General features: G+C 64.7%; 13 protein-coding genes and 1 pseudogene. 6 read left to right on the plus strand and 8 right to left on the minus strand.

Translation table 11 applies throughout. The annotated features are described in order from the left end of the window. Both A5634_RS08625 and A5634_RS08630 read left to right on the plus strand, forming a co-directional pair. Positions 1-573: pseudogene (locus A5634_RS08625) on the plus strand (PPE family protein); the annotation flags it as partial. A 110-nt stretch (positions 574-683) separates the two neighbouring features. Next, positions 684-1,694, plus strand: coding sequence for an NAD(P)H-dependent flavin oxidoreductase (locus A5634_RS08630; protein WP_065143633.1), 1,011 nt, complete (start codon positions 684-686; stop codon positions 1,692-1,694). On the opposite strand, the gene A5634_RS08635 is transcribed toward A5634_RS08630, so the two are convergent. Next, positions 1,652-3,106 carry a class I adenylate-forming enzyme family protein gene (locus tag A5634_RS08635; protein ID WP_065143634.1) on the minus strand — a complete coding sequence of 485 codons (1,455 nt, stop codon included), beginning with the start codon at positions 3,104-3,106 and terminating at the stop codon, positions 1,652-1,654. The genes A5634_RS08630 and A5634_RS08635 overlap by 43 nt on opposite strands. A 1-nt stretch (position 3,107) precedes the next feature. Further along, complete coding sequence (locus A5634_RS08640; protein ID WP_253861524.1) at positions 3,108-3,797, minus strand: hypothetical protein; 690 nt, start codon at positions 3,795-3,797, stop codon at positions 3,108-3,110. A gap of 180 nt (positions 3,798-3,977) precedes the next feature. Here A5634_RS08640 and A5634_RS08645 point away from each other — a divergent pair, with 180 nt between their 5' ends. Further along, complete coding sequence (locus A5634_RS08645; protein ID WP_065143636.1) at positions 3,978-4,601, plus strand: nitroreductase family protein; 624 nt, start codon at positions 3,978-3,980, stop codon at positions 4,599-4,601. 68 nt (positions 4,602-4,669) lie between these two features. Then, on the plus strand, positions 4,670-5,164 hold the full coding sequence (locus A5634_RS08650; RefSeq protein ID WP_065143637.1) for a hypothetical protein: 495 nt from the start codon (positions 4,670-4,672) through the stop codon (positions 5,162-5,164). A 58-nt stretch (positions 5,165-5,222) separates the two neighbouring features. Here the strand turns inward: A5634_RS08650 and A5634_RS08655 are convergent, their stop codons facing one another. The 3 genes from A5634_RS08655 to A5634_RS08665 all read right to left on the minus strand — a co-directional run bounded on the left by A5634_RS08655 (position 5,223) and on the right by A5634_RS08665 (position 7,365). Then, positions 5,223-5,645: an anti-sigma factor antagonist gene (locus tag A5634_RS08655; RefSeq protein WP_065143638.1), complete on the minus strand. Its 423-nt coding sequence runs from the start codon at positions 5,643-5,645 to the stop codon at positions 5,223-5,225. A 239-nt stretch (positions 5,646-5,884) separates the two neighbouring features. Beyond that, positions 5,885-6,274, minus strand: coding sequence for a phage holin family protein (locus A5634_RS08660; RefSeq protein ID WP_065143639.1), 390 nt, complete (start codon positions 6,272-6,274; stop codon positions 5,885-5,887). Positions 6,275-6,297: 23 nt separating this feature from the next. Next, positions 6,298-7,365, minus strand: a complete 1,068-nt coding sequence (locus tag A5634_RS08665; protein ID WP_065143640.1) for an amidohydrolase family protein — start codon at positions 7,363-7,365, stop codon at positions 6,298-6,300. A 68-nt stretch (positions 7,366-7,433) separates the two neighbouring features. Between A5634_RS08665 and A5634_RS08670 the strand changes: the two genes are divergently transcribed. After that, positions 7,434-8,696, plus strand: a complete 1,263-nt coding sequence (locus A5634_RS08670) for a sialate:H+ symport family MFS transporter (protein WP_172831664.1) — start codon at positions 7,434-7,436, stop codon at positions 8,694-8,696. A gap of 1 nt (position 8,697) precedes the next feature. Here the strand turns inward: A5634_RS08670 and A5634_RS08675 are convergent, their stop codons facing one another. Genes A5634_RS08675 through A5634_RS08685 form a run of 3 tightly spaced genes read right to left on the minus strand, consistent with a single transcriptional unit; the run spans position 8,698 to position 10,727 of the window. Next, a complete protein-coding gene (locus A5634_RS08675) occupies positions 8,698-9,135 on the minus strand; it encodes a TA system VapC family ribonuclease toxin (protein ID WP_065143641.1) in 438 nt (145 codons plus the stop codon). After that, positions 9,122-9,379, minus strand: a complete 258-nt coding sequence (locus tag A5634_RS08680; protein ID WP_065143642.1) for a ribbon-helix-helix domain-containing protein — start codon at positions 9,377-9,379, stop codon at positions 9,122-9,124. Before A5634_RS08680 ends, A5634_RS08675 begins: the two co-directional genes overlap by 14 nt. 46 nt (positions 9,380-9,425) lie before the next feature. Next, positions 9,426-10,727, minus strand: a complete 1,302-nt coding sequence (locus A5634_RS08685) for a competence/damage-inducible protein A (protein ID WP_065143643.1) — start codon at positions 10,725-10,727, stop codon at positions 9,426-9,428. A gap of 28 nt (positions 10,728-10,755) precedes the next feature. Between A5634_RS08685 and A5634_RS08690 the strand changes: the two genes are divergently transcribed. Then, positions 10,756-11,971, plus strand: a 1,216-nt coding sequence (locus tag A5634_RS08690; protein WP_065143644.1) for an alpha/beta fold hydrolase, incomplete at its 3' end; no start/stop codon positions are given.

The raw sequence follows: 11,971 nt of genomic DNA on the forward strand, positions 1-11,971 counted from the left end.
CCGCAGATTTCGGTGCCTTCGGTTGGGGTGGGGCAGTTTACGTTGCCGGTGATTTCGACCCCGCCGATCAGCACACCGCAAATTACGGTGCCGTCGATTGCGGTGGGGCAGTTCACGCTGCCGCAGATCTCGACTCCCGAAATTACTACTCCACCGTTCACGCTCCCGGCGATCAACCTGGGGGCCTTCACCACACCCCCGCTCACAATCCCGAGCATCCATCTGGCGGCTACCACGGTGACCGAATTCGACATCCCCAAAGGGCCCGGCTATCTCAACACGAGCGACGGGTACTCGTCAGGCTTTTTCAACACCGGCGCCGGTGCAAACTCTGGGTTCGCCAACAATGGCGCGGGTCTGTCGGGTTGGTTCAACTCCAACGGGCCGGGCCTACTGGGCGGCTCGGGCTACCAGAACTACGGTGGCCTGATCTCAGGCTTCAACAATCTGGGCAGCGGTGTCTCGGGCTTCGGCAACACCGGCGTTCTGGACTTCGCGGTGACCAGCCTCGTCTCGGGCATCGCCAACGTCGGCCAGCACTTGTCGGGCCTGTTCTTCCAGGGCACGACGTAAGTCCGCCAGTACAGACGAATTCGGCATGGCGCCGCTGTCGTAGGAATCGCTGGCCCTGGATCGGTGTTGCTGTCGGAAAAGATGCACTCGGTAGCTACGAAGGGCCCCTCATGGTGATCAAGACCCGGCTAACCGAGCTCTTGGGCATCAAGCACCCGGTCCTGCTGGCCCCGATGGCGATGGTGTCGGGCGGTCATTTGGCCGCGGCGGTCTCGAATGCGGGTGGGCTGGGGCTGATCGGTGGCGGTTACGGCGATCCGGACTGGCTGCAATCGCAGATCGCGCACGCCGGCCACGCCCGGGTCGGGTATGGGTTCATCACCTGGAGTCTGGCGCAGCGCCCACAGCTATTGGACACGGTGCTGGAGCAACAGCCGCCGACGGTCATGCTGTCCTTCGGCGACCTCGTGCCGTTTGCCGATCGCATCCACGCGGCGGGCGTGGCGTTGACCGCTCAGGTGCAAAACCTCGCCCAGGCACGTCAAGCCCTCGAGGCCGGTGCGGACATCATCGTTGCGCAGGGAGGCGAGGCGGGCGGGCACGGAATGAGCGTTCGCTCGACCTTCACCCTGGTCCCCGACGTCGTCGACCTCGTCGAGGAGGGCGCGCCCGGTACGCCGGTGCTGGCCGCCGGCGGGGTGGCCGACGGACGCGGGCTGGCTGCGGCACTCGCGCTCGGCGCCGACGGAGTACTCGTCGGGAGCCGATTCTGGGCCACTCCAGAGGCCCTGGTTTCACCGCGCGCTCAACAGCAAGCGATACGGGCGAACGGCGACGACACCATCCGGACGCGCGTCTACGATGTTGTGCGGCAGCGGAATTGGCCGCCCGACTATGATCTGCGACTGGTGCGCAACGCGCTGATCCAGCGATGGCACGGCAACGAGGCCGAATTGCTGGCCCAGCTGCCCGAGGCGGTGAGTGCCTTTCAAAAAGGCGTCGCCGACCAGGATTTCGATGTCGACACGGTGCTGGTCGGCGAGGACGTCGGGTTGATCAACGACATCCGTCCGGCCGCCGATATCGTAGCGGCAATGGTTACCGATGCTGCGCGAATCCTCAACCGGGACAACAATATTCAATCGGCGTCGGAGTCGCCCACGATCATTGCGGCTAACTGAGTGCGGTTCACCTTGCCGGTTGCGTTGTACGGGATGTCGTCGACGATGGCCAGGCGCTCGGGCAGTTTGAAGTAGGCGATCCGGTCCCGGCAGTGCACCCGCAACTCTTCGAGGGTGACCGGCGTGCGCGTGACCACCGCCGCCCCCACCCGCTGACCCAGTTCCTCGTCCGCCACACCGGCCACCGCGACGTCGCTGACTGCCGGGTGGGACCGCAGCGCCTCCTCCACCTCGATAGGACCGAACTTCTCTCCGCCTCGGTTGATGGTGTCGCGCAGCCGTCCACTGGGATAGATATAGCCGTCGGCGTCCTGGCGACCCAGATCGCCGGTGCGCAGCCAGCCCTCGGTGGTGTTCAGCGGCGAGTTGACCCATAACTCGCCGACAGCCCCAACCTCGACGTCGGCCCCTGTCGCCGGATCGACCACCCGCACCTCGACTCCGGGTAGCGGCCGACCGACCGACCCCGCACGGCTCGGGTCATGGTGATCCTCCGGCAGCAGATTGGCGTAGGTGCCCAGTGTCTCGGTCTGGCCGAAGACGTTGGTGAACGCCACATGTGGCAGCGCGGACATTGCTTTTCGCATCAACGCAGTGGGTGCCGCGGCGGCCCCGTAGGTGATGGCGGCCAGGGATGACAGATCGGTGCCGGCGAAGTCGGGGTGCTCCAGGATCCGGTGCAGCATCGTTGGCACCAGGAACATGCCGGTTACCCGGTGCTCGGCCACCAGCCGTAACCACTCACCGGCGTCGAAGGGCCGTTGGACTACCAGGGTGTTGCCCGAGAACAAGCTGGCGAGCAACCCGAGGGAACCCCCCACGTGGAAATAGGGGACGCACATCATCACCGCTACCGGCGGTGTGTCCGGTGCGAACGGCTGGGACGTCCTGGCAAGCCGCGCCTCGAGTTGCCGGTTGCCGATGGCGACGGTCTTCGGCAGACCAGTGGTGCCGCTGGTGAACAAGACCATCGCAGCGCCATCTTCGGCGGCAGCAACGGAATCCACTGGGTCTGGCCGGGCCAAGCCGATGAGGTCGGCGGCGGTCAGCACTGTCACCTTCTCGGCTGCGCGGAGCCGGTCGGCGTAGGCGTCCCCGGCCACCGCTACCTCTGCGCACTGGGCGCTGTTCAAGAGCGCACGCAGCTCCGCCGGTGTGAGCGCGGGATTCATCAGTGTCGCGACGGCACCAATGCGGGCCGCGCCGAGCAGCGTCGCGATCGACAACAGACTCGCCGTATCGACGATCGCGACGCGGTCGCCGCTGCCCACCCCGTGAGCGGCGAGCCCGGCCGCGCATTGCCGCACGGCCGCGCCGAGTTCCCCGTATCCGATCGTGCGGCCGTCGATAATCAGCGCGGCCCGGTGCGGATCCTGGGACGCGGCGGCGTCGATGAGGGTGCCGAGGTTCATCTCAATACAACGGTGACCAGGTGGATGTGCGCAGCAGCCGGCTGGTCCACTGATCGCGCAGGTCCAGCGCGTCGTGCAGCCAGGTTCCGGGCGTGCGGTACTCGGCCGGAATGTGGGTTCGAAGCAGATCCAGCAGCGCTTCGGGACGGCTGATGCGTTGCATCAGGATCACCTCGCGGCGCAGGTGACTGCCGAGCGCGGGCTGGAACGACGCGTGCATGTCCAGCATGGACGACGGCTGCTCGAGGCTGCGGGCGTAGACCTCACCGCAGCGCAGGATGTACTCCTCGAACTTGTCCTCATACGGCCACATGGTGTCTTCCATGTAGAGGCTCATCTCGTGTTCGCGCCCGTCGACGGGTACGTCGTCGAACGGCACGTCCTGCATAGGTGACCACGACAGTGGGACAAGGAGTTTGGCGTCGACCGCGTGACGCAACTCGTCGGTGTGGTGCATCCAGTCGCGCAGGTCACCCTGCTGAACCCGTTTGGTCAACCGCTCCCAGGCCGCACCGTCACGAACCGCGGTGACGGTGATGACGGTGTACGCGGGCCCACTGCCTTGGGCTTGGTTGGTGTACCAGAGCAGCCGGGCCTCGTCGCCGGCGGCGAGCGTAGGCATCCAGCCGTCGCGGAAAGCGGCTTCGAACTCGTCCTCGGCGCGGCCGCGCACAGTGTGGACTTCGTGCATGTACAGCAACGCCAGGACCTCCCACGTGGCGCTGCCTTCCGAACGCCTTTTAGCTCACGGTGTTGGCAGGGACGTTAATCGCGGCGATTCGTCCTGTCCACGGGCCTCGACGGGTGCGTCAATAATCGGGCGCTAGACGTTCGTCGGGGTATTTTCAGGCGGACGATGAAAGGGCGCGCAATGGATAGTGCTTCTGTCGATGAGTTGCTCAGCACGACGCGGTCGGTTCGCAAGCGTCTCGATTTGACGCGCCCGGTCGGTCGCGAGGTGATTCTGGAGTGCATACAACTGGCGATGCAGGCGCCCACCGCCAGCAACGCTCAGGACTGGCGCTGGGTGGTGATCACCGACCCCGACAAACGTGCCGCTATCGCCGAGATCTACCGCAGCGTCGGCGCAGAGTATCTCGGCCAGGCGGCGGCTGCGGCAACCGATCCACAGACTCGGCGCGTGTACCGAAGTGCGCACGCCCTGACCGAAACGCTCGCACAGGTTCCGGTGCACGTCATTCCCTGTTTGCTCAACCCCATCGACGACAGCAACCGACTGGTCGCGGCCTCGGCCTGGGCCTCGATCATCCCGGCCGGCTGGAGTTTTCTGCTGGCACTGCGCTCGCGCGGTCTGCGGTCGGTGTGGACGACCATGCATCTGGCAAAGGAGCGGGAGGTCGCGGCGATTCTGGGCATCCCGGAGACCGTCACCCAAGCGGCGCTGTTCCCGGTGGCCTACACCGTCGGCACCGATTTTCGGCCCGCAGCGCGGCCGCCGGCGGAGACGATCACCTCCTGGGATGGCTGGGACTAAACCGGTACTGTGCATCGCCTGGGCTGACGGTTAGATCTGGACCGCCCGCCCCGGTACGCTGTTTAGTTATGGGTTCTAAGCAAACAGTGGTGCGCATCGGTGCCGCGGCGCTGATGATCGCCGGCTGGACCGCGTCGGTAGGGGTAGCGGCCGCCGATCCCGAGCCGTCACCGGCTCCTTCCCCGGCGCCGTCCGCCGGCCCATCCGGGGCACCGGCGGCGCCGGCAGGCGCTGCGAAGACGACCATCGAGAATGACGGCCTCTACACCGTCGGTACCGACATCGCTCCGGGGATCTACAGCACCGCGGGCCCCCTGCCCGGCGGCACCTGCTACTGGAAGCGCACGTCGAACCCGGATGGCGCGCTCATCGACAACGCCATGACCAAAAAGGCGCAGGTGGTGCAGATCGAGCCCACCGACAAGACGTTCAAGACCAACGGCTGCCAGCCCTGGCACCAAACCAACGAGGCCCCACCGCCGGAAGCCTCCCCAGCCCAGGTCCAGGGCGCCCTCGGCATCCTCAACGGCCTGCTCGGGGGCAACGGTCAACACGGTCCGTAAACCTGGAGTACAAGCGCGCGGGCTGGCCGCGCTTGGTCAGGGCGGAAAGTGACGCTTGTCAGGCCGGTGGCGCCAGCGCCGCCTCGACCGTGCTGTACATCGGCAGCAGGCGGCGCAGTCCGCAGGCGGCGATGGTTCGGGCCACGATCGGTTGGTTGGTGATCAACCGCATATTCACGCCACGGCGGCGACAACGCACCGACTCCTGAGCCAAGACCGCGTAGGCACAGGAGCCCAGGAAATCCAGCTCCCGAATGTCGATGACGAACGGGCCCGGCGCGATAGCGATCGCCGCGCTCCTACTTACTAAGCGCTGCCAGATGACCTCGTTGCTGGCATCGATGTCGCCGCCGACGTGAACGACGACCGCCGAGCCGGTGCATTCGGTGACCGCCCGCAATCCGCTGTTCGGATCACTCAGTTGCGAACCCAGCCGCGTGCTCGAAGGACCGGGCAGTGATCCGATCGCGACAGTGTTCATATTCGGCGGTATCCCGTCTTTCTGGGGGTAGATCGTGGGGGTAGATCGTGGGGGTAGAGATGCGCGCCGCAAGGCGACCGCACATCGTCGTCGTACCGAGAGACAGCGTAAGTGTTTGGTGGCGTTAGCAGGCGGTCTTCGTAAGCACGGGCTTAATTAGCATATGTGCAACACGGCCTGACAACCTAGATTGTCCGCGCGAAATTTCGGCGGTTAATCGGTTAATTTCTGCGGCGGGCTTAACCGGTGGCGCGACGGGTCAGCAGCGACAAGATCCAGCTGACGATCGACAGCATGATCGCCGCCCAGATAGCGGTCCACCAGAAGTGATCGATCTGCAGTCCCCAATGCGTGGTGTCTTCGGTGATTTTGGCGGTGATCCACAACATGAACGCATTAATGACGATGTGAAACAAACCGAGGGTCAGGATGTACATCGGGATCGACAAAATCTGCACGATCGGCTTGACGATCGCGTTGACAAACCCGAAAAGTATTGCGACGGCAAAGATTATGGCGATTCGCTGCAGTGTGGTGTTGCCACCGACAAAGCTCAGCCCAGACACGAATTGAGTGACGACCCACAACGCAAAGCCAGTCAACGCCGCGCGCACCAGAAAAGCCACCATGCGACGATCCTGCCACTGGGCGCTCAATTCAGCCGGTAGAAGCGCTGTGCGTTGAGTCCACCGATCTTTTCCCGTGACTGCTCGCTGATATCGGCTCGGTTGCGCAGATGTTTGGTGCTTTCCGGCCACTCCCCGTCCCAGTGCGGATAGTCGCTGGCGAACATGATGAAGTCGTCGCCGAGTACGTCGATCACACCGGGCAGGATCGGTTCCTCCGGTTCGCAGGTAACCCAGATGTTGCCCGAGCGCAGGTATTCGTTCGGGTCACGGCGCCAGCCCCCGACGATCCAATCGCCGCGCTTCTCGTAATGCTCGTGCAGACGATCAATGAAGAACGGCACCCAGCCGGCTCCGGCTTCCAGGAAGGCGACCCGCAACTGCGGGTGGCGATCGAACACGCCGCCGGACACCAGCGCGGTCATCGCGGTCATCTGGTCGAACGGGAAACTGATGCAGTGCACCTGGATGTAGTTGGTGAACCGGTCCACGCCGATTTTCGGCAGGTGTACTCCGGGGGCGCCGTGGATGCCCAGCGGCATGTCCAACTCCACCGCGGCGGCATAGAACGGGTCGAGGTCGGGATGGTCGAGGTTGCGGGTCTTCAGCGCCGGCGGCACCAACGTCGCGACCAGACCCAGCTCCTTGGCTTCGGTCATGACGTCAACGGCCACCTGGCCGTGTTCGATCGGAGTCACAGCGACGCCGCGCAGGCGGCCATCGGTCGAAGCGCAGAAGTCAGCAATCCACTGGTTGTATAGACGCGCGAAACCCGCCGCGAAGGCGGGGTGTTCGAGGGTGGGCACGCATAGCCCGAGGCTGGGATAGAGCACCATCTGGTCGAGGTGATCGCGGTCGGCATCAGCCAGCACCCCCTCCGGGGTCCCGCAGTTCAGGCCGGGCGCCTTGGTGATGCCGTGCTCGACGGGGCAGCCGGCCCCGGGGCCCTCGTCTTCGGGATATCTGCGGCCTTCGATCACCAGCCGAGGTCGCTCGCCGTCGCTGATGCGCACGTGCTCCGGCCAGCGTTTGAGAGCTTCGGCCGCCAGGGTCGGGTTCTCGGCGACGTGGCCGTCGGCGTCGATGATCCGCATACATCCGGAACTTACTCGCGCGGTGTGCCTGACTCGCGGTATTGCGACCCGTAGGCCACGATGCTCACGTGGCTAGACAGCGGCTGACCAGCGACCAGCGCAACTCGTTCCTGGCGGCCTTCCTGGGCTGGACGATGGACGCCTTCGACTACTTCATCGTCGTGCTGGTCTACGCCGATATCGCCGAGACATTCCACCGCAGCAAGACCGAGGTCGCATTTGTCACGACGGCCACGCTCGCGATGCGACCGGTGGGCGCGTTGTTGTTCGGGCTGTGGGCCGACCGGGTGGGCCGGCGCCTTCCGCTGATGGTCGATGTGGCGTTTTACTCGATAGTCGGATTTCTGTGTGCGTTCGCGCCGAACTTCACCGTGCTGGTAATCCTGCGGCTGCTCTACGGGATCGGGATGGGCGGCGAGTGGGGGTTGGGCGCGGCACTGGCCATGGAGAAGGTGCCTCGTGAGCGGCGGGGCTTTTTCTCCGGGCTGCTGCAGGAGGGTTACTCGCTGGGCTATCTGCTGGCCACCGTGGCGTCGTTGGTGGTGATGGATGCGCTTGGGCTGTCGTGGCGCTGGTTGTTCGCACTAAGCATCCTGCCGGCACTGATCAGCCTGATCATCAGATACCGGGTGGAGGAGTCGGAGGTATGGGAAGCCGCGCAGGATCGGATGCGGCTGACCAAGACCCGGGTCCGCGACGTGCTTCGCGAGGCCAAGGTCATCCGTCGCTTCTTCTACCTGGTGCTGTTGATGACCGCTTTCAACTGGATGAGTCACGGCACCCAGGACGTCTACCCGACCTTCCTCAAAGCGACCACGGACGGCGGTGCGGGGCTGTTCAGCACGACAGCGCGGTGGATCGTGGTGGTCTACAACGTCGGCGCCATCGTCGGCGGGTTGGTGTTCGGGACGCTGTCACAGCGGTACGGCCGCCGCTACACCATCGTGTTCTGCGCGCTGCTGGCGTTGCCGATCGTGCCGCTTTTCGCCTATTCGCGCACCGCGGCGATGTTGTGCCTGGGCTCGTTCTTGATGCAGGTGTGTGTGCAGGGCGCGTGGGGGGTGATTCCCGCGCATCTCACCGAGATGTCACCGGACGCCATCCGGGGGTTGTACCCCGGGGTGACGTATCAGCTCGGCAACCTGCTCGCGGCGTTCAACCTACCCATCCAGGAGCACCTGGCCGCGACTCACGGCTACCCGTTTGCGCTCGCGGTCACGATCGTGCCGGTGCTGATGATGGTTGCGCTGTTGACGCTGATCGGCAAGGACGCCACCGGGATTCGGTTCGGGACGACCGAAAGCTCTTTCCTGCCAACGAAAGCGGAGTGAATTACGGGTCAAGGTCCAGTGGATGTATCCAGCGCAAGCGCCGGAATCTTGCGAAACCATGGTCGGCGCTAAGCCAAGTCGCGTTGTTATCTAGCGCATAGGCGGCCAGATAGGCGTCGGCGACATCATTCGCACGTGCACCTATGTCGTCGGCGAGTTGCCGAAACAGTTGCCAGTGGCGCTCACTTGCCCGTAGGTGGAGCGCTGCCGGGGCGGCGAGTAGGGCATCGACTGCCTCCCAGGCTTCACTCGAACTCATTGGCTCGGTGAAGATTTGGCGGTTCGTCGCTACCCGTACGAAGCCACTCAGGACGAGATCTGGCAGACCGAGGGGTTGATCGCCGTTGCCCAGGCGTTCGAGGAGGCGCCGATAGTCCGTATGTTCCGGAAGATCCATCCGGTGTGCGTAGATGAGGACGTTGACGTCAACGCATCGCATCGACCGGTGTGCCTTCATACATCGCCTCGGCGACGTTGGCGTTGGACGAGAGGTCCACTCCGGGCCGGAGGCCTCCCCTGCCGGTCGGTCGGACCGCGAAGCGACTTTCGGCGCGCTGCTGCGCTGAATCGAGACCACGTCGCACCGCATCTTCAAGAACCGCCGCCACAGTCCGGCCCGACATGGCGGCCTGTGTCTTTACTTTGCGGTAGAGCTCGTCGTCAATTCGGATGGTGGTGCGCACCGAGACATCTTAGCATCAGCAGATGAGCATAAAGATGCTCATCGGCCTAACGCGGGTGCTGGCTGCTCAGCATGCGCAGCAGCATGTGCATCGCCACAGTCGTGGAACGTTCCCGCACATCGGAGCGATTTCCGGGCAGTCTTATGGTCCGTGTCTCCGTGCGGCCATCCTTGAGGGCGATGGTGAAACAGACTGTGCCAACAGGCTTTTCGTCTGTTCCGCCGCCCGGTCCGGCGATGCCGGTGATGGCGACCGCGGTATCGGCGTCAAAGCGCTGCAGCGCCCCGGCGGCCATCGCCTCAGCGACCGGCTCGGATACGGCGCCGTGCGCCTCGATCAGCGCCGGGTTGACACCGAGCTGTTGCACCTTCGCCTCGTTGGAGTACGACACCACGCCGCCGGTCACGTAATCCGAAGACCCGGCTCGCTCGGTCAGCCGTGCCGCCAGCAGTCCGGCGGTGCAGGATTCGGCCGTCGCGATCTTGCGGCCGGCCAGCAGCCGCGCGACCAGATCGTCGACCTGCGAACCGTCTTCGGAAAACACCTGGTCGCCGTGTCGATCCCGCAGCAACTGAGTCAGCTGCGCATAGACGCCTGCGGCGTCCGGCTCATAGCGCGTCACGATCTCCAGTTCCCCGCGCCGCAGGCAAGTGGTGATCTCGAGCGAGCTAAAGCCTTCGATGGTGTTCTCGGCGTCACGCAGCGTTTCGGCCAGGCCCGACTCCGGCAGTCCGAACATTCGCACCATGTCCTGCCGGTATTCCGTGCGGCCAGCGATCGCGTCCTGCACTCCAGGAGTCTGAATTGCCTTGCGCCACATGGGCTGAAGCTCGCGTGGCGGTCCGGGTAGCACCAGCACCGCAGGCGTGCCGGGTACCACCACACCCGGCGCGGTGCCCACGGGGTCAAGGATCTGGGAGCCGACCGGGATCATTGCCTGCTTGCGGTTGGCCGTTCGCACCGACTCGAAGTTGCCCGGTTCCAACAGGGACGCGAACGCCGGGTTGCGCGCCATCAGGGACTTCAGAATTTCGGCGATCCGGTTCTCCAGCTCGTCGTCCAGTACCAGCTCACGACCGCAGAAGCGGGCGACGACTTCGACGGTCATGTCATCTGCCGTGGGTCCGAGGCCCCCGCTGGTGATGATCAGATCCACATCTTGATCGGCCATGAACCGCAGCTGAGCCTCGATGTCGTCGGGACGGTCACCGCAGATGGTGATGTGTGCCAGCTCGACGCCCAGCTCCAGCAGTCGGTCGGCGATCCAGGGGCCGTTTTGATCCTGAACCCGTCCGGTCAAGACTTCGGTGCCGGTGACGACGATTCCTGCGCGTGCACTCACCGTCACGAGACTACGCAGGGGCTAACCTGAGCCCGTGGTGCAGGCTCCGCGGACCCGCTACGCCAAGTGTGGTGATATCGACATCGCCTACCAGGTACTCGGCGATGGTCCGAACGATCTGCTGATGTTGCCTGGACCGTTCGTCCCGATCGACTCGATCGACGACGAGCCAGCGCTTTACCGCTTTCACCGGCGCTTGTCCTCGTTCGCCCGCGTGATCAGGTTCGATCTTCGCGGCGTCGGCCTGTCGTCACGAACGCCGGCGATGGACATGCTCGGACCGAAATTCTGGGCCGAGGATGCGATCGCGGTGATGGATGCCGTCGGATGCGAGCAGGCAACGATTTTCGCGCCGAATTTCCACTCGATGACCGGTTTGGTGTTGGCCGCGGACTACCCCGATCGGGTGCGGAATTTGGTGATCGTCAACGGCACGGCGCGTGCCTTGTGGGCGACCGACTACACCGTCGGTGCCCCGACTCGTCTGCTTGATCCCTACCTGACCGTCGTCCAGGAACATGACGCCGTCGAGCAGGGTTTCGACGTGCTTGCGATCGTTGCGCCGTCGGTGGCCGACGACGACGTGTTTCGTTCCTGGTGGGACTTGTCCGGTAACCGTGCTGGCCCACCGAGCATGGCACGGGCCGTGGCGACCGTCGTGGCTCAGTCCGATGTGCGAGACACCTTGGCGCGCATCAGTGCTCCGACGCTGGTACTGCACCGTGTCGGTGCAATTTTCATCCCGGTCGGACAGGGCCGCTACGTCGCCGAACGTATCGCGGGATCAAAATTCATCGAGCTGCCGGGCGCAGATTCTCTCTACTGGGTGGGCGACGCCGCGCCCGTGCTCGACGAGGTGGAGGAGTTCGTCACCGGAGTGCGCGGCGGTGCGGAGCCCGAGCGGGTGCTGACCACGATCATGTTCACCGACATCGTCGGTTCGACGCAGCGTGCCGCCGAGCTTGGTGACCACGGTTGGCGCGGTCTTCTCGACAACCACGACAACATCGTCCGCCACGAGATCCAGCGGTTCGGTGGACGCGAAGTCAACACCGCCGGCGACGGATTCGTGATGACGTTTACCGGTCCCAGTGCCGCGATCGCCTGCGCGGACGCCATCGTGGACGCGGTTCAAGTACTGGGCATCGAGGTGCGGGTGGGTATTCACGCCGGCGAGGTCGAGGTGCGCGGCGCTTTGAAAAGCGACGTCGCCGGCATGGCTGTACACATTGCGGCCCGGGTCTCGGGGC

This window comes from Mycobacterium asiaticum (genome assembly GCF_001673365.1).
In the GTDB taxonomy this organism is placed as follows: domain Bacteria; phylum Actinomycetota; class Actinomycetes; order Mycobacteriales; family Mycobacteriaceae; genus Mycobacterium; species Mycobacterium asiaticum_A.